The sequence below is a fragment of the Lichenicola sp. GTC18331 genome (assembly GCF_055386855.1).
In genome coordinates this window covers 3,322,964-3,340,476 of record NZ_AP045015.1, presented here as the reverse complement: position 1 = coordinate 3,340,476, position 17,513 = coordinate 3,322,964, and the positions used below count along the sequence as shown (strand labels likewise).

The following is a 17,513-nucleotide window of genomic DNA, read 5'->3' as shown; positions in this document are numbered from 1 at the left end:
CGGCGGCACGGCTCGTCCAAACCAAGATAGACATAAAACCGTCGGTTGAAAGCCCGCCCCGACTGCGGAAAATCATCGGCCCGAACCGGCATGGTGCCGGATCGGGCCGCGTTCAAGAGTGGAAAGGATCAGAGATCGGCAGGCGGAACGTCGGCCAGCTCTTCCGGCGTGACGGTCTTGTCCTCGACCTTGGCCAGCTCGAGCACGTAGTCCACGACCTTGTTCTCGAAGATCGGGCCACGCAGCGACTCGGCCGCCTGCGGATTGGCGCGGAAGAACTCGATCACCTGCATTTCCTGGCCGGGATAACGGCTGGCCTCGGCTCGCATGGCGCGCATCATCTCTTCCGGTGTCACGGTCACGCCGTTGACGCGTCCGATCTCGGCGAGCAGCAGACCCAGCTTCACGCGACGCTCCGCGATCTTGCGGTAGTCGGAACGCAGGGTCTCCTCGTCCTTGCCCTTGTCTTCCTCGTCGAGCTTGTCGGCCTTCAGGTCCTGCTCGACGCGGCTCCAGATCGACCCGAACTCGGCATCCACCATGCCGGCGGGGGCCTCGAAATCGGTCTGGGTCGCCAGCGCGTCCAGCAGCTCGCGCTTGATGCGCATGCGGGACAGCTGCTCGTACTCGTTGCGGACCTGACCGGCGATCGCCTCGCGGACCTGCTCCAGTCCCTCGAAGCCGATCTTCTTGGCCAGCTCGTCGTCCAGCGCCACGTCCACCGGGCGCTTCAGCGCCTTGGCGTCGATGTCGAAAGTCGCTTCCTTGCCGGCCAGCTCGGTCGCCTGATAATCGGCCGGGAAGGTCACGGTGATGGTGCGCTTCTCGCCGGCGGACATGCCTTCGAGCTGCTCTGCGAAGCCCGGGATGAAGCCCTGGCCGCCCAGCTCGACGTTCACGTCGTTGGCGGTGCCGCCATCGAAGGCGACGCCGTCGATCTTGCCGACGAAATCCACTTCCAGCACGTCGCCGTTGGCGGCCGGGCGGGTTTCCTCGACGGTCTCGAACGAGCGCTGGCGCTTGGCGATGTCGGCGAGCGCCTTGTCGATGGTCTCGGCGTCCGGCTCGGCCTTGAGGCGGGTCAGCGAAAGCTGGCTCAGATCCGGCTGGGCGATCTCGGGCAGCAGCTCGAGCTCGAGCGTGAATTCGAGATCCTCGCTGTCGCCGGGCGCGGCGCCACGCACCAGCTCGACCTTCGGCTGGGCGGCCTGACGCAGGCCGCGCTCGGTCATCACCTCGCGGGTGGCGTCGTTCACCGCCTGCTCCAGCACTTCGCCGGTCACGGCCGTGCCATAGCGCTGCTTGACGACGGCCATCGGCACCTTGCCGGGACGGAAGCCCTTCAGGTTCATCGACTTGCCGAGCTCGGCCAGACGGGCCGTGCGCTTGGAGTCCAGCTCCGCAGCCGGCACCACCACGGTGAAGCCGCGCTTCAGACCCTCGTTAAGGGTTTCAGTGACCTGCATGAGCCAGGCAATCCTCTCGCGTGAACAAAAACGCGCCCGACGCCTTGTTTTCGGCACCGGACGGAACGATTGAGCCGGAATCGGGGCATGATCGGGCCCCTTTGGTGCGGGCGGAGGGACTTGAACCCCCACGACTTGCGCCACCAGAACCTAAATCTGGCGTGTCTACCAATTCCACCACGCCCGCTTCGCAGCCGCGGCCCTTAGCCCAGTCGGGCTCCGGCGGCAAGAGCGCGCACCCGCGCGCGGGCTCCGGCACAAGCGGCCGGGAGACGGGATTCGAGATCCTCGGCCAGGAGCCCCTCCCCCGCGCGCAGCCCGGCATCGCCATGCAGCCACACCGCCGCGGAAGCGGCCTCGAACGCATCCATGCCGCCCTCCCCATCCTGCTCCCCACCTTGGGCCAGGCAGGCGGCGACGATGCCGGACAGCACGTCGCCCGAACCCGCCGTGCCGAGCCAGGGCGTCGCATGGGCGTTGATCGACACGCGGCCATCCGGCGCGGCGACCACCGTGTCCGGTCCTTTCAGCACCACCACGCCGCCGATCAGCGCCGCCGCGCGTCGTGCCGCCCCGACTTTGTCCGCACCCGGATCGCCGAACAGCTTGGCGAATTCGCCCGCATGCGGCGTCGCCACCGCGACCCCGCGCAGGCGTTCCGGCTCGCCCGCCGCTTCGCTCAGCACCCCGGCATCGGCCACCACCTGGCGCCCGGCCCGAAGCAGGCGTGGCAGGGTCTCGGCCGCTTCCTGCGGTTCCAGCCCGGGACCACAAACCCAGACGCGACGGCGTCGATCCTCCAGCAGCGTATCGAGCGGAGCGTCATCGACGATCAGGCCCGGCGCCCCGACGCGATAAAGTTCGGCGCCGCGCGCGGCCGCGATCCGCACCAGACCCGCCCCCGCGCCCCTCGCCCCGCCGGCGCTCAGCCGTGCCGCCCCCGGCATGGCGGCGCCGCCGCAGATGCTCACCACGCCACGACGATATTTATGGGTCTCGATGCCCAGCTCGGGCAGGCGCCACAATCCGGGCTCGTTGCGCCATGCCCGCGCCTCGACCGTGCGCGTGGGGTCGACGCCGATTTCGGCAACCTCCAGCGCGCCGCACAGAACACGGCCGGGAAGGAGCAGATGGCCGGACTTGGCGCGATGGAACGTCACCGTGCGCCAGGCCGGAGCGACACGGCCAAGCGGGGCGCCGGTCGCGCCGTCGAGCCCGCTCGGCACGTCCACCGCCAGGATGCGTTTCGCCGCGGCAAGCGTTTCCGCGACCCTCCCCTCCAGCGGGCGCGACAAACCGGCGCCGAACACGGCGTCGATGACGAGCCCGACGCGAGCCGCTTCCTCCGGCACGAAGGGACGCACCGGGCCCCGCCATGTGGCGACGACGCGGGCGGCGTCGGTTCCGGGTTTCGGCGGCGTCAGCATCGCCACCGCCACAGGCCAGCCTTCCCGCGCCAGGATGCGCGCGGCCACGATCCCGTCGCCGCCGTTATTGCCCGGCCCGCACAGCACCAGCACCGTGCAGGGGCGTGCATGTCTCATCGCGCTCCGCGCCACGGCTCTGCCGGCGTTCTCCATCAGGCGGAACAGCCCGTCCGGGCGCATTGCGGCTTCCGCCCTGTCCAGCACCGCCATCTCGTCGGGGGTCGGCAGAGCGAGGCGGTCGAGGAACGGGTTCATGCGCGGCATCCTTTCGCGTACTCTTGCCTTCAACGCCCGAAACCGCGATCAGCCGCGTTCGGATCACGAGCGTCGCGAAGGAGCGATTTGTCCATGAGCGGTTCCATCACCAACACCGCCGGCGGCACCGTGGCCGACCCGACCCTGTGGGGCGCGGTTCTGTCCCTGCATGTGCTGGGCATGGCGATCTGGATCGGCGGCGCGGCCTTCGTGCTCTACGGGCTGAAGCCGAGCCTCGCTCTGCTGGACAACACCCAGCGCGTCAGCGTTCAGCTCCAGAGCCTGAAGAAGTTCTTCTTCCTGGTCTGGCACGCGATGCCGGTGATGCTGATCACAGGCTGGCTGATGCTGGCCTTCCCCATGGGCGGATTCGGCGATCCGGACTGGCACATCCAGGCAATGCAGGGTCTGGGCCTGGTGATGGCCGCGATCTTCCTGTTCACCTTCTTCGGGCCCTACAAACGCGCACGCCGCGCGCTGCGCCCGCAACCGGCCGTGTTCGACCGCATCCGCTCGCTGCTGACGCTCAACCTGTTTCTGGGCGCGATCACGGTGGTGATCGCGGCGCTGGATCACTTCAACTGGTGAGATACGGCACTCGGGACGGTTGATCGAACGGGCGCTCTCGGGCGCCCGTTTCCGTTTCAGGCTGCCTCTTCCGTCTCGCCACGCACGGTCACGATTCCATCGCGCAAATGCAGAGCGGCGACGATCAGCGCCACGTGGGAGAAGGCCTGCGGGAAGTTGCCGACCTGCCGCTTGAGGCGCGGATCGTATTCCTCGGCGAGCAGGCCGAGATCGTTGGCGAGTCCGACCAGCCGGTCGAACAGCGCCTTGGCTTCGTCCATTCGGCCCAGCAGCACATAGGCATCGACCAGCCAGAACGAGCAGGCCAGGAAAGCACCCTCGTCTCCGGTAAGACCGTCCTGCGCCTCGTCGGTGCGGTAGCGCAGCACGAAGCCATCCTCCAGCAGCTCGCGCTCCACCGCCTCGATCGTACCGACGATGCGCGGATCGGTGGGGGGCAGGAAACCGATGGACGGCAGAAGCAGCAGTCCGGCATCGAGGCCCTTCACGCCATAGGCCTGGGTGAAGGTGTTGCGCTCGGCATCGAACCCGTTCTCGCAAACGGAGCGATGGATCTCGTCGCGCACCTGACGCCAGCGATCCACCGGGCCGGGGAGATCGTAATCCTCGACATCCTTGATGGAGAGGTCGAACGCCATCCAGCAGAACGCCTTGCTGACGGTGAACTGGCGCCGTCCGCCGCGCACCTCCCACATGCCTTCGTCCGGCTCCTGCCAGATCTCCTCCAGATGCTTCAGCAGACCGACCTGGAGCGACCAGCCATGCGCCGGCTGACGCAGGTTCTCCCGACGCGACAGATGCAGAGCGGCGATCACCTCGCCATAGACATCGAGCTGGAGCTGGCCGGCGGCGGCATTGCCGACCCGCACGGGCAGTGAACCCTCGTAGCCCGAGAGCCAGGGGACTTCCCATTCCATCAGCTGGCGCTCGCCGCCGATGCCATACATGATCTGGAGCTGTTCCGGCGATCCGGCGATGGAACGATGCAGCCAGTCGCGCCAGCGCACCGCCTCGTCGTAATAGCCGCCGCGCATCATCGCCAGCAGGGTGATGGTGGCGTCGCGCAGCCAGCAGAAGCGATAGTCCCAGTTGCGCGGACCGCCGACCTGTTCGGGAAGCGAAGTGGTGGGCGCCGCGACGATGCCGCCTGTTTCGGCGAAGGTCAGCGCCTTGAGCGTCAGCAGGGAGCGGCGCACCACGGCAGGGTGCGGGCCGTCATAGGCGCATCGGCCGATCCATTCGCGCCAGAATTCGGTGGTGCGTCGCAGGGCCGCCTCGGTGTCGATCGCCGCCGGCACCGGACGATGCGATGCGCCAAAGCTCATCACGAAGCCGACGCGCTCGCCGTCCACCACGTCGAATCGCGCCACCGTGCGCATGTTCTCGCCTTCGAGGGGAATCTCCGTGCGCAACGCCACCAGGGACGGGCCGGCGATCGCCGCGACGCCATCGCCATCCGGCAGGCGGGTGACCCAGGGCACGGAGGTGCCGTAATCGAAGCGGAGCAGAAGCTCGGAGGTCATCCGCACCGTGCCCTTCCGTCCCTCGACGATGCGGACGATGGACGGGCTGGCCTCGTTGACCGGCATGAAGTCGATCACCGCCACCGTGCCGGTATCGGTCTCGAACACGGTTTCCAACACCATGCCTTCGCCCGGATAGCTCCGGGTGGAGCGGGCTTCCGCTTCCGGCGCCATCAGCCAGCGGCCGTTCTCCTCGTCGCCGACCAGCGCGGCGATGCAGGCGGCGCTGTCGAAACGCGGCCAGCAGAGCCAGTCGATCGAACCGTTGGAGCCGACCAGCGCGCAGGAGGAACAGTCGCCGATCAACGCGTACTGCTCGATCTTGAGGGGCTTGTAGGGCAAGGCGGAACCTTTCCTGTTGTCGGCTTCCCCCGGCAACGTCCCGGGGCAGGATCGGTTGTCCGAAGCCAGGGAAATGGCCGTCATATCTTGACTTCCCGCAACGATTCACCGATACGCGGCACGCCTGGATGTCGCCTCGGCGGGCTCCGGGCCGGTGATCGTCCGTTTCAGGACCGATTCCCACCCGAAACGCCGGCCTGTCCGCCGCTGCAGCGGCCGATGCGAACGGCAGCCTCCATGCCGACCGACAGGTTCGCCAACCGACAGGCCCGAGAGTTTCTTGAGCGACAGCAGCAACCAGACCACCGACGCGTTCAGCAGCGAGACCGAGCACGCGGCGGTCGATACCGGCGTCGAGGCTGAGGCGATCGCGTTCACCACCGGGCCCTTGCATGTGGGCGGCGCCTTCGCCGAGCCGGACAGCCCGTTCGAGGACGACAAGCCCGTCCAGGCCGGGCCCGAAACGGGCGAAACGCTTCCGGCGGCGGAAGCCGATGCGCGCCCGCTGTTCTCCGATCTGGGCCTGTCCGAGCCGCTTCTGCGCGCCATCGACGAGATGGGCTACAAGCACCCGACGCCGATCCAGGCCCAGGCCATTCCCTACGTGCTGATGGGCCGCGACGTTCTCGGCGTGGCGCAGACCGGCACCGGCAAGACCGCCTCCTTCACCCTGCCGTTGCTCGACATCCTGTCCGGCTCCCGCGCCCGCGCCCGGATGCCGCGTTCGCTGATTCTGGAGCCGACCCGCGAGCTGGCGCTGCAGGTGGCCGAGAACTTCGTGATGTACGGCAAGTACACGAAGCTCACCCATGCGCTGCTGATCGGCGGCGAAAGCATGGCCGACCAGAAGGCGGCGCTCAATGCCGGCGTGGACGTCCTGATCGCGACGCCCGGCCGTCTGCTCGACCTGTTCGAGCGTGGCGGCCTGCTGATGACGCAGACGCGCACGCTGGTGATCGACGAGGCGGATCGCATGCTGGACATGGGGTTCATCCCCGATGTCGAACGCATCGTCACCCTGCTGTCGCCGAACCGGCAGACCCTGTTCTTCTCCGCCACCATGGCGCCGGAGATCAAAAGGCTGGCCGACGCCTTCCTGCAGAATCCCAAGGAAGTCACCGTGTCGCGCGCCGCCTCGGTCGCGACCACCATCGAGACCGGCCTCGTGCTGGTGGACGAGATGGACAAGCGCAAGGCGCTGCGCAAACTGATCCGGTCGGAAGAGGTGCAGAACGCGCTGATCTTCTGCAACCGCAAGCGCGACGTCGACATGCTGAACAAGTCGCTGACCAAGCACGGATTCTCGTCCGGGCCGCTGCATGGCGATCTGGCGCAGTCGCTGCGCTTCTCGACCCTGGAGAAGTTCAAGAGCGGCGAGATCCAGCTTCTGGTCTGTTCCGACGTCGCCGCGCGCGGCATCGATATCGGCGGTCTGAGCCACGTCTTCAATTTCGACGTGCCGATCCATGCCGAGGACTATGTGCACCGGATCGGACGCACCGGCCGCGCCGGCCGTACCGGCCATGCCTACACCATCGCCGCTCCCGAGGACCGTCAGTTCGTCGAGGCGATCGAGAAGCTGACCGGCAAGCCAATCCCGCCAATGGCCGTCGAGGGCATCGAGACCGCCGAATGGGCCGAGGGCACGGTTCGACGCGGGCGCGGGCGCGGCAAGAGTAACGATTCGCGCAGCAAGAGCGGTCGGGACGAGAGCCGGTCCAGCACCGCCGCGCAGAGCACGGACGAGAAGCCGCAGCGTTCCGAGCGTCGGGACGAGCAGCGCAACGATCGCGGTAGCGAGCGCCGCAACGACCGGGGCGATCGCAACGAGCAGCGCACGGATCGTCGCAACGATCGCGCACCGGAGCGGACCGACCGCAACGAGCGTCAGGATCGTTCGAGCGAGCCGCGTCGCGACCGCTATCGCCAGGACGATCTGGGCCCGGCGGTGATCGGGTTCGGCGACGAGATTCCGGCCTTCATGCTGCTGCCGACCCGGCGCGACCGCGCCGGACGCGCCGAGGTCGAGATCGATGTCGGGGACGATCCCGGCTTCGATGCAGGCTGAGTTCCGGGCCAGGATCGACCAGCTCGGCGCGGATGGCGACGGCGTCTGCCGTGCCGAGGGCGCGCCGATTCATGTCCGCTACGCCCTGGCCGGCGAAACCGTCCTGGCCGAACCGATCCCGGGTCGCAACCGCGCCAGCACGATCGAAGTGATCGAACCGAGCCCGGACCGGGTTCGGCCGCCTTGTGCCTTGTTCGGCCAATGCGGCGGCTGCGTGCTGCAGCACCAGAGCGATGCCGCCAATCTGCGCTGGAAGGTGGAACAGGTCTCCGCCGCCTTGCGTGCCGCCGGCTTCTCCCTCCCCGCGCGGATCGAGACGGCACAGAGCGCGCCGCACACGCGTCGGCGCATGGATCTGGCGATCCGCCGCCTGCATGGCGGGGCGCTGCTAATCGGACTGCACGAGCGCGGCGCCGAGGCGGTGGTCGACCTGACCGAATGCCAGGTTCTGGAGCCGGCCTTGTTCGCGCTGGTGCGCACCCTGCGCGGCGTTCTGGCGCGGGTGCAGGCGGTGCGGCGTGAAGGGTCCCTTGTGGTGAACGCGCTCGATGGCGGCGCCGATCTGCTGATCGCGACCGACGGACCGCTGAACGCGCGCGACCGCGCCATTCTGGCCGAATTCGCGACCGAGAACGCGATCCCGCGCATCGCCTGGCGCGCGGAAGGCACGCAGGACACGCCGGAGATCGTTAGCCAGACCGCGCCGATCGCGCATCGTTTCGGCGACGCGGTCGTGCAGCCGCCGCCGGGCGCGTTTCTGCAGGCCACGGCGAGCGGCGAGCAGGCGATCGTGTCGGCGGTTCTGGCCGGTCTGCCGCCGAAGCTGCCGCGTTCGGGACGGATCGTGGAACTCTATGCCGGCTGCGGCACGATCAGCTTCGCCCTGTCGGAGCGGGCGCGGGTTCTGGCGCTGGAAGGCCATCAGGCGGCGGTGGATGCGCTGCGCAGCGCCGCCGGTGGTCGGCGCATCGAGACCGGCACGCGCGACCTGAACCGGCAGCCGATGCTGTCGCGCGATCTGGCCGGGGTGGGAGCGATCGTGCTCGACCCGCCGCATGCCGGGGCCGGGGCGCAGATGCGCGAGATCGCGGCGTCCGGGGTCGGCCAGGTGGTCTATGTGAGCTGCAACCCGGCGGCGTTGCAGCGCGACGCGGCGATGCTGGCGGAAGCCGGCTACACGCTGGAGCGTTTGTCGGTGATCGACCAGTTCCTCTGGTCGGCGCGGATCGAGGCCGTGTGCGTGTTCAGCAAGAAGGTCGTGGTGCGTCGTGGGCCGATGCCGCGGCCGAACCGTGGCTGAGACGCGCGCGCTACGGATCGAACGGGACGATCTGACGGGCGAGCAGAGCCGCATGCTGGTGGCGTTGCATCTGGCCGGAATGCACAGCGACTCCCCGCCGGACGCCGTTTTTGCCCTGTCGATCGACGCCCTGCGAGCGCCTGACATCAGGGTCTGGAGCGCCTGGCGCGGCGACCGGATCGCTGGAATCGGTGCACTGCGCCTGCTGCCAGACCGCACCGGCGAAGTGAAGAGCATGCGCACCCATCCGGACCATCTGCGGCAGGGTGTGGCGGCGGCGTTGCTGGACAGGATCGTCGCGGAGGCGAAGGACGCCAGGCTGACGCGTCTCAGCCTGGAAACGGGGAACGGTCCGGGGTTCCAGGCGGCGCTATCGCTTTACCGGAGCAGAGGCTTTCGGGACGGCGCCCCGTTCGGCAGCTACGCCGAGAACGGGCACAGCCTGTTCCTGCACCGGGATCTCGAACCGGCGTGACTTCCGTCAGACGTGGAAGCTCTCGCCGCAGCCGCAGCGGCCCTTCTCGTTCGGATTGATGAAGACGAAGCCCTCGGACAGGTCCTTGACCTCGAAATCCATTGTCGTGCCGATCAGGAAGAGGGAGGCCTTGCGGTCGACCAGTACGGTGAGGCCGCGATCGGAAATCACCTCGTCGGTCGGCGCGGCTTCCGGCACCCAGTTCATGTCGTAGGACAGGCCGGAACAGCCTTTGGTGCCGACGCTGATCCGCAGCAGCTGTCCGGCATGCGCGCCGTCATACATGGCCTGGAGCCTTGCGGCGGCTTTCTCCGACAGCTGCATCAGCGGCGGCAGGGCGCGACGCTTCGTCGGCGCGGCGGTGGTCTCGGTCTGGCCCATGATCGGCTCCTTCAGAGCACAACGAATATCATTCAGCGTGAACGTTAATCGGCCCTAGAACATGTTGAGCGACAGGCGGGCATCCTCGCTCATCCGGCTCATGTCCCAGGGCGGGTCCCACACCGTTTCGACCTCGCAGCCGGTGACGCCTTGCACCAGCAGGATCGCGTCGCGCACCTGCACCGGCAGTTCCTGCGCCGACGGGCAGCCGGGCGCGGTCAGCGTCATCTCGACCTTCACCCGGCCATCATCGTGCAGGTCGATGGCGTAGATCAGGCCCAGCTCGTAGATGTTCACCGGGATTTCCGGGTCGAACACGGTGCAGATCGCGGCGATGATCGCGTCCTCGTCGAGCGGCGCGGGCTGCTCCCCGTCCGGGGTCCAGGCGGAGACATGCGCGGTCTGCTCCGGCGCCGAGTCGGTCGCCAGGGTGAAGTTCGGCAGTTTCCTGCCGGTTTCGGCCGCTTCGGTGGGCTCCGTCATGCTTTTCCGTCCGGTGCGAGCGCGGCCGACAAGGCCGACCACGGCAGCGTCGCGCATTTCCGGCGCGACTTGTATTCATGTAGGTCGGCGAAGGCGTTCAGCAAACCGAGCCGGTCGCGTTCCGCCTCGGGCATGGCCTCGGCGCCGTCACGCAACAGCGCCTCGAACCCATCCCGAAGCGCCCCGATCGCCTCGGCATCACGGCCCGCTACGGTCTCCGCCATCAGATCGGCGGCGGCGACGCAGATGGCGCAGCCATCGCTCTGGTGACGGATGTCCGTGATGCGTCCGTCCGCGTCGCGCCGCAGGCTGACCGAGACGCGATCGCCGCAGAGAGGATTGGACCCCTCACCCGTTCCGTCGGCCGCCTCGACCGCGCCTGCGAACACGGGCGCACGGGCACGACCGACCACGAGCGTGCGGTAGAGCGCGTCCGTCGCGGGGGGAGAGGCTGCGTCAGGCAAGAAACAGCCGGACGCGGTCCAGCGTGTCGGCCAGAACGTCCACCTCCTCGCGGGTGGTATACAGCGCGAAGCTCGCCCGCGCGGTGGAGGTCAGGCCGAGACGGCGCATCAGCGGCTCGGCGCAATGGGTGCCGGCGCGCACGGCGATGCCGTTCTGGTCCAGCAGCGTGGCGATGTCGTGCGCATGCGCGCCGGCGAGGCTGAACGAGATCACCCCGCCCCGTTGCTGCGCCTCCCCGATCACGCGCAACCCTTCGACCGCGCGCAGGCGGTCCAGCGCATGCGCCGTCAGTTCCGTCTCGTGCGCGTGGATCGCGTCCATGCCGATCCGCTGCACATAGTCGATCGCGGCACCGAGGCCGATCGTTTCCAGGATCGCTGGCGTGCCCGCCTCGAATTTGTGCGGCACCTCGGCCCAGGTGGAGCCCTCGAACCGGACCGTGCCGATCATGTCGCCGCCGCCGAGGAAGGGCGGCATCGCCTCCAGCAGTTCACGGCGTGCCCAGAGCACGCCGATGCCGGTCGGGCCATAAAGCTTGTGGCCGGTGAAGACGTAGAAATCGGCGTCCAGCGCCTGTACGTCGACAGGCTGGTGCACGGCGGCCTGCGAGCCGTCGAACATCACCCGCGCCCCGGCCTCGTGCGCGATGCGAGCGATCTGGGCCGCCGGCGTCACCGTGCCGAGCACGTTGGACATATGGGTGACCGAGACCAGCCCGACCCTGCCGTCGGCGAGTTCGGCGCGCAGGGAGTCGAGATCGAGTTCGCCCCGGTCGGTCACTTTCGCGACGCGCAGCGCGATGCCGGTGCGGTCGCGCAGCAACTGCCACGGGATGATGTTGGCGTGATGCTCCATCTCGGAGATCAGCACCGCCTGATCCGGCTTCAGCAGCGACCCGAAGGAATGCGCCACGAGATTGATCGCGGCGGTGGAGTTCGCCGTGAACACGATCTCCTCGCGGGAGGCGGCGCCGAGGAACGCCGCCACCTTGTCGCGCACGCCTTCATACACGTCGCTGGTGCGCTCGCTCATCCAGTGCAGGCCGCGATGCACGTTAGCGTATTGCCGGCGCATGGCGTCCGACATGGCGTCGATCACCTGCACCGGCTTCTGCGCCGAGGCTGCGCTGTCGAGGAACACCAGAGGCTTGCCGCGCACCTTCTCCCCCAGAATGGGGAAATCGGCGCGATAGGCGCTCAGATCCGGCCCGACGGGGGAAACGGCTTTCATGACGCGGCGAGCCCGTCCGCGTGATCCCACCAGCCATCTGTGGCGCGTTCCAGCAGGGCGCGGACGGGCTCGTCGGCGACGAGGTCGAACGCATCCTCGAGGAAGGCGCGCACCAGGATCGCGCGGGCTTCCCCCTTCGGCACGCCGCGCGAGCGCAGATAGAACATCTGATCCTCGTCAAGCGCGCCGGCCGTGGCGCCGTGCGAGCATTTCACGTCGTCAGCGAAGATTTCCAGCTCGGGCTTGGCGTCGATCTCGGCCTCTTCGGACAGGAGCAGCGCCTGGTTCATCTGATAGCCGTCGGTCTTCTGCGCGATGCGATCGACCAGGATCTTGCCCTGGAACACGCCGCGCGCGCGACCTGTGAGCACGTTCTTCACCGTCTGGCGCGACGAGGTATGGGGCGCCGCATGCACGATGGCGCTGGTGAGGTCGGCGATCTGCGTGCTGCCGAGAAGCTGCGCGCCGTTCACATGCACGATGGCGTAGGGGCCTTCGAGACGAGCGCGGACCTCATGACGCGCCACGGCGGAGCCGAGGGCCAGATTGAACCCGTCATAGGAGCCGCGCTCGGCGACGGTGGCCCGCACATGCGACAAGGAGACGGCCTCGGCCGCATCCTGTTGCAGGCGAACATGCTGGAGTGCGGCCTCGGCCTGCACGGTGATCTCGCTGACCGCGTTGCCGGCATAGGCGCCCTCGCCCGCCGCGATCTCGACCAGGGAGAGCCTGGCGCCACGCTCCAGCACCACGCGATGACGCAGATGCGCGTCGGTGCCGGCGCTGCAGAGAGAGATCAGCACCAGGCGCCCGGCATCCGTCCCTGCGGGGACATGCACGGTGGCGCCGTCCTCGGCCAGCATGGTGTTCAGCGCCACCACCGGATGGTCCGGCGCATCGCTGCCGACGCCTGCAAAGCCGCCGGAGGAGGTGTTCGACAAGGCGGCGTCGAGACGGCCGTTCACGAACACCAGACGCGGCCAGTCGCGATCGAGACCGGACCGGTCGAACAGGGCGTCGAGCAGAGCGGGCGCGAAGGCGGAACCGGCCGGAGCCGCCGAACGGTCGCGCTCCCAGAGCGGACGCAGATCGGTGTATTTGAACGCTTCTTCCGTGCGTCGCGGCAGGCCGTGACGGCCGAGCCATTCGCCCGCGGCGTCACGTGCGGCCAGATCGCCGAGACGGTCGCGCTTGGTCTGGTATTCGGCGACGAATCCGGCCGCGTTGTCGCGTCCGGCCGTGCGGGGTGCGAGCGCGTTCACGCCGCCTCCGCCAGGAAGCTCGCATAGCCCTCGGCTTCGAGCTGATGCGCCAGCTCCGGGCCGCCCGTGCGCAGGATGCGGCCGCGCGCCATCACATGCACCTTGTCGGGCACAAGATAGTCGAGCAGGCGCTGATGGTGGGTGATCACCAGGGCGGAGAAGGACGGCGAGCGCAGCGCGTTCACGCCTTCGGCGACGATGCGCAACGCATCGATGTCGAGGCCGCTATCGGTTTCGTCGAGAATGGCGAGGGACGGATTCAGCATCGCCATCTGCAGAACCTCGTTGCGCTTCTTCTCGCCGCCGGAGAAGCCGACATTGACGTTCCGCTTGAGCAGGTCTTCCGGCATGGACAGCGCCTTCGCCTTGGCGCGCGCCGCCTTGAGGAACTGCACCGCGTCGAACTCGTCCTCGCCACGCGCGCGGCGCACCGCGTTCACCGCCGTGCGCAGGAAGTTGGCGTTGTTGACGCCCGGCAGTTCGACCGGGGCCTGGAAGGCCAGGAACACGCCTGCGGCGGCACGCTCTTCCGGCTCCATCGCCAGCAAATCCTGGCCCTTGAACGACACCGTGCCGCCGGTGACCTCGTAATCCTCGCGCCCGGCGAGAACATAGGACAGCGTGCTCTTGCCGGAGCCGTTCGGACCCATGATGGCGTGCACTTCGCCGGCCGGGATCGCGAGATCGATGCCCTTGAGGATCGGCTTCGGCGCGCCGTTGTCGTCGATGGAGGCCTCGAGCCCCGCGATGCGCAGGAAATCGCTCATCCGACGCTTCCTTCCAGGCTGACCTGCAACAGCTTCTGCGCTTCCACCGCGAACTCCATCGGCAACTCCTTGAGCACGTCCTTGCAGAAGCCGTTCACGATCAGTCCCACTGCATTTTCCTCGGAAAGGCCGCGCGAGCGGCAATAGAACAACTGGTCCTCGGAGATCTTCGAGGTGGTGGCCTCGTGCTCGATCTTCGCGGTCATGTTGCGGTTCTCGATATACGGCACGGTATGCGCGCCGCACTGGTCGCCGATCAGCAGGCTGTCGCACTGCGTATGGTTGCGGGCGTTGGACGCCTTGGGCAGCATCCGCACCAGACCGCGATAGGTACTGTCGGACCGGCCGGCGCTGATGGTCTTGGCGACGATGGTCGAGCGCGTGTCGCGGCCGATATGGATCATCTTGGTGCCGGTATCGGCCTGCTGGTGATTGTTGGTCACCGCCACCGAATAGAACTCTCCGACCGAACCCTCGCCCTGGAGGATGCAGGACGGGTATTTCCAGGTGATGGCCGAGCCCGTCTCCACCTGCGTCCAGGAGATCTTGGAGCGAGCGCCACGGCAGGCGCCGCGCTTGGTGACGAAGTTGTAGATGCCGCCGCGGCCTTCGCTGTCGCCCGGATACCAGTTCTGCACGGTGGAGTATTTGATCGAGGCGTCGTCCATCGCGATCAGCTCCACCACGGCGGCATGGAGCTGGTTCTCGTCGCGCATCGGCGCGGTGCAGCCTTCGAGATAGGACACCGACGCACCATCCTCGGCGATGATGAGCGTGCGCTCGAACTGCCCGGTGTTGCGGGCATTGATGCGGAAATAGGTGCTCAGCTCCATCGGGCAGCGCACGCCCTTGGGGATGAACACGAACGAGCCGTCGGTGAACACGGCCGAGTTCAGCGCCGCATAGAAATTGTCCGAGGCCGGAACCACGGTGCCGAGATATTGCCGCACCAGATCGGGATGTTCTTTCACCGCCTCGGAGATCGGGCAGAAGATCACGCCGGCCTTGGCCAGGGTGGAGCGGAAGGTGGTCGCCACCGACACGCTGTCGAACACCGCGTCCACCGCCACCTGCGGACGGTCGCCTTCTTCCCCGGCCTCGGCGCCTTCGACGCCGGCTAGGATCGCGCGTTCCTTCAACGGAATGCCGAGCTTCTCGTACATCGCCAGCAGTTCGGGATCGACCTCGTCCAGCGACTTCGGACCGGCCTTCTTTTTCGGTGCGGCGTAATAATGCGCATCCTGGAAATCGATCGGCGGATGGTCGCCGACACGGGCCCAGCGCGGCGGATCCATCTGCTGCCACAAGGCGAAGGCCTTCAGGCGCCAGGCGAGCAGCCATTCCGGCTCTTCCTTGCGGGCCGAGATCAGCCGGATCGTGTCCTCGTTGAGCCCTTTCGGCGCGAGGTCCATCTCGATCGCCGTTTCGAAGCCCCATTTGTACGACGACTGGGTCAGCGTCTCGACGGTGTTCAGGGTCTCGGCGACAGCAGGCATGAGAACCTCACTCGGCAGCAAAAGAGGCGGACAGGGTCCGCTGAGAATCGAATCCGGCGGCAAGATGCGCCTCGGCGGCGGGCGCGTGCGGCATCTGGGGGCGATCGGACGCGTTGTCCATGCTGTCGAGCGTGATGCTGGACAGCGTGGCGCGGATCGCGTCGTTCACCGGGTCCCAGCGCCCCCGGATCGGGCAGCAGGTCTGCGCCTCGCACCCGCCCGTGGCACCATCGACGCAGGCGGTCATGGTGATCGGCCCGTCGATCGCCGTGATCACCTCGGCGACGGCCACGGCGGACAAGGCGCGGGCCAGACGATAGCCGCCACGCGCGCCACGCTGCGACGACACAAGACCGTACGCGGCCAGCGCCTTGAGCACCTTGGCGACGGTCGGCTCGGGAATGCCGGTGGCCTGGGCGAGGCACGGCGCGGTGGACACGCCGGTCCCGCCCGATGTCTGGCGCGACAGCTGCACCATCACCACCACGGCGTAGTCGGTGAGTTTGGACAGCCTCAACATGGCAGCCTCGAAAAGGGACCGGTCGAGCGAACCGGACCGGAATTGTACGGTTTCGGGGATTTGGAGCGGAACCGTGCCAAGGTCAAGTCTTCATAACGCGTCCGGTTACGATTCCGGCGGGGCTCAGGGGCTTTCCAGCGGCCCAAACACGAGGCGCAGCAGCACGTAAAGCAGGCCGCCGACCAGGGCGCCGACCAGCGTGCCGTTGATGCGCACATATTGAAGATCGGGGCCGAGCCGGAGTTCGACCCGCTCCGTCAGGGATTGCGTATTCCATCTGGTCACCACGCCGCCGATGAAGCCGGACAGGCGCGTGCGCAAACCGGGCAGCAGATCGCGCACGATCCGGAGCGTGACGCGCGTCACCGCCGTCCGCGCGGCGTCCTCTTCGGTCAGCGCCCGCGCTGCGCGCTCGATCGCCCGATTCATCAGATTCTGCACCCAGCCATCCGGCGCGTGCAGATCGGCTTCGATCACGCTTCTGGCCCGGCCCCACATATCGGCGCCCCAGGCACGCAGGCTGTCATGCGACACCACGCCGCGCACGGCCCGTCCGATCGCCTCGGCGCGTCCCGGCTCGGTTTCGATCAGATCGATCTCGTGCCGGATCCAGTCCGTCACCGCCTCGCGCAGCTCGGAATCGTGCGGATCGGTGCGGTCGAGTTCCTGGTTGAGCGCACTCAGCACGCGGCTGGCGATGGAACCGCCGATCGCCCAGCCCAGCAGCCGTCCGCCCTGCTCACGGACCCTGTCCTCGATCATGCGATGCAGACTGGCTTCCTTCTGCAGCAGCAACTGTTTGACCTGGTCGAGCAGAAAGGAGACGACCTCCTGGTGCTTGTTGTTCTCGACCATGGCCCGCAGCGCCCGCGCCACGACGGGGGCGAGCTGGCCGTCGCTCATCATTTGCGGCGCGAGCTTGGCCATCAGGTCGCCGACCTTGCTGCCGCCCAGACCGTCCAGCAGATGCGGCACCAGCTGCGCGAGACCGTTGCCCAGCATCTCGCCCAGACGCGGATCGCGCAGAACGGCGCACAAGGCCGCCGGCACGTCGATCTCGGCCAGCGCACGCTCGATATCGGCCTCGGTGAAGACATGATCGGCGACGAAGCGGCCCAGGGCGCGGCCGAGGCGCTCCTTCTGCGCCGGGAGAATGGCGGTGTGCGGGATCGGCAGGCCGAGCGGATGGCGAAACAAGGCGGTCACCGCGAACCAATCGGCCAGGCCGCCGACCAACCCGGCCTTGGCTGTGGCCTGTAGGAGCCCGGCCCACCAGCCATGACCGGCGGCGTAGCCTAGCACGGTGAGTCCGCCCATGCCGCCGAGCAGCAGCGTGGCGCGTCGTTTCTGACGTCGCAGGGCGGCGCGTGCCTCCACGTCCGCAGGGCGCGACGCGGGAACCGATCGGGTGTTGTCCGGCGACGCCTGCATCGGCGATGCGATACCATCCCCCGCCGCTTTCGCC

At 67.9% G+C, this 17,513-nt stretch carries 16 protein-coding genes and 1 tRNA gene; 4 read left to right on the top strand and 13 right to left on the bottom strand.

What is annotated here, in order from left to right; translation table 11 throughout:
* Positions 1-128 precede the first annotated feature (128 nt).
* The 3 genes from tig to ACZ5BM_RS15285 form a co-directional block, all read right to left on the bottom strand.
* The gene (tig, locus tag ACZ5BM_RS15295; RefSeq protein ID WP_498908983.1) at positions 129-1,466 is read right to left on the bottom strand and encodes a trigger factor; all 1,338 of its coding nucleotides are present in this window, start codon (positions 1,464-1,466) and stop codon (positions 129-131) included.
* Positions 1,467-1,568: 102 nt separating this feature from the next.
* A tRNA-Leu gene (locus ACZ5BM_RS15290) sits at positions 1,569-1,653 on the bottom strand.
* Between the two features lie 16 nt (positions 1,654-1,669).
* On the bottom strand, positions 1,670-3,148 hold the full coding sequence (locus tag ACZ5BM_RS15285; RefSeq protein WP_498908981.1) for a bifunctional ADP-dependent NAD(P)H-hydrate dehydratase/NAD(P)H-hydrate epimerase: 1,479 nt from the start codon (positions 3,146-3,148) through the stop codon (positions 1,670-1,672).
* A gap of 93 nt (positions 3,149-3,241) precedes the next feature.
* Between ACZ5BM_RS15285 and ACZ5BM_RS15280 the strand changes: the two genes are divergently transcribed.
* Positions 3,242-3,736, top strand: coding sequence for a CopD family protein (locus ACZ5BM_RS15280; RefSeq protein WP_498908980.1), 495 nt, complete (start codon positions 3,242-3,244; stop codon positions 3,734-3,736).
* A 56-nt stretch (positions 3,737-3,792) separates the two neighbouring features.
* On the opposite strand, the gene ACZ5BM_RS15275 is transcribed toward ACZ5BM_RS15280, so the two are convergent.
* Positions 3,793-5,601: a glycoside hydrolase family 15 protein gene (locus tag ACZ5BM_RS15275; RefSeq protein ID WP_498908978.1), complete on the bottom strand. Its 1,809-nt coding sequence runs from the start codon at positions 5,599-5,601 to the stop codon at positions 3,793-3,795.
* Positions 5,602-6,106: 505 nt separating this feature from the next.
* On the opposite strand from ACZ5BM_RS15275, the gene ACZ5BM_RS15270 reads away from it, so the two are divergent.
* From ACZ5BM_RS15270 to ACZ5BM_RS15260, 3 genes are read left to right on the top strand one after another with little or no spacing between them, the layout of a single operon-like run.
* Positions 6,107-7,669 (top strand): DEAD/DEAH box helicase, encoded by a 1,563-nt coding sequence (locus tag ACZ5BM_RS15270; RefSeq protein ID WP_498911668.1) that lies wholly within the window; start codon positions 6,107-6,109, stop codon positions 7,667-7,669.
* Positions 7,659-8,969, top strand: coding sequence for a class I SAM-dependent RNA methyltransferase (locus ACZ5BM_RS15265; protein ID WP_498908977.1), 1,311 nt, complete (start codon positions 7,659-7,661; stop codon positions 8,967-8,969). The genes ACZ5BM_RS15270 and ACZ5BM_RS15265 overlap by 11 nt, the downstream gene beginning before the upstream one ends.
* Entirely contained in the window at positions 8,962-9,444 is a 483-nt protein-coding gene (locus tag ACZ5BM_RS15260; RefSeq protein ID WP_498908976.1) for a GNAT family N-acetyltransferase, read from the top strand. The genes ACZ5BM_RS15265 and ACZ5BM_RS15260 overlap by 8 nt, the downstream gene beginning before the upstream one ends.
* A 6-nt stretch (positions 9,445-9,450) precedes the next feature.
* On the opposite strand, the gene ACZ5BM_RS15255 is transcribed toward ACZ5BM_RS15260, so the two are convergent.
* The 9 genes from ACZ5BM_RS15255 to ACZ5BM_RS15215 form a co-directional block, all read right to left on the bottom strand.
* Positions 9,451-9,825, bottom strand: coding sequence for a HesB/IscA family protein (locus ACZ5BM_RS15255; RefSeq protein ID WP_498908975.1), 375 nt, complete (start codon positions 9,823-9,825; stop codon positions 9,451-9,453).
* 54 nt (positions 9,826-9,879) lie between these two features.
* A complete protein-coding gene (locus ACZ5BM_RS15250) occupies positions 9,880-10,308 on the bottom strand; it encodes a DUF59 domain-containing protein (protein WP_498908974.1) in 429 nt (142 codons plus the stop codon).
* On the bottom strand, positions 10,305-10,772 hold the full coding sequence (sufU, locus tag ACZ5BM_RS15245; RefSeq protein ID WP_498908973.1) for an iron-sulfur cluster assembly scaffold protein: 468 nt from the start codon (positions 10,770-10,772) through the stop codon (positions 10,305-10,307). Before sufU ends, ACZ5BM_RS15250 begins: the two co-directional genes overlap by 4 nt.
* Positions 10,765-12,003, bottom strand: a complete 1,239-nt coding sequence (locus ACZ5BM_RS15240) for an aminotransferase class V-fold PLP-dependent enzyme (RefSeq protein ID WP_498908972.1) — start codon at positions 12,001-12,003, stop codon at positions 10,765-10,767. The genes sufU and ACZ5BM_RS15240 overlap by 8 nt, the downstream gene beginning before the upstream one ends.
* Positions 12,000-13,265 (bottom strand): SufB/SufD family protein, encoded by a 1,266-nt coding sequence (gene sufD / locus ACZ5BM_RS15235; RefSeq protein ID WP_498908971.1) that lies wholly within the window; start codon positions 13,263-13,265, stop codon positions 12,000-12,002. Before sufD ends, ACZ5BM_RS15240 begins: the two co-directional genes overlap by 4 nt.
* A complete protein-coding gene (sufC, locus tag ACZ5BM_RS15230; RefSeq protein ID WP_498908970.1) occupies positions 13,262-14,032 on the bottom strand; it encodes an ABC transporter ATP-binding protein in 771 nt (256 codons plus the stop codon). The genes sufD and sufC overlap by 4 nt, the downstream gene beginning before the upstream one ends.
* Positions 14,029-15,528 (bottom strand): Fe-S cluster assembly protein SufB, encoded by a 1,500-nt coding sequence (sufB, locus tag ACZ5BM_RS15225; RefSeq protein WP_498908969.1) that lies wholly within the window; start codon positions 15,526-15,528, stop codon positions 14,029-14,031. The genes sufC and sufB overlap by 4 nt, the downstream gene beginning before the upstream one ends.
* A gap of 7 nt (positions 15,529-15,535) precedes the next feature.
* Positions 15,536-16,048: an RrF2 family transcriptional regulator gene (locus ACZ5BM_RS15220; RefSeq protein ID WP_498908968.1), complete on the bottom strand. Its 513-nt coding sequence runs from the start codon at positions 16,046-16,048 to the stop codon at positions 15,536-15,538.
* Positions 16,049-16,171: 123 nt separating this feature from the next.
* Positions 16,172-17,479, bottom strand: coding sequence for a DUF445 domain-containing protein (locus tag ACZ5BM_RS15215; RefSeq protein ID WP_498908967.1), 1,308 nt, complete (start codon positions 17,477-17,479; stop codon positions 16,172-16,174).
* Between the last annotated feature and the right edge of the window lie 34 nt (positions 17,480-17,513).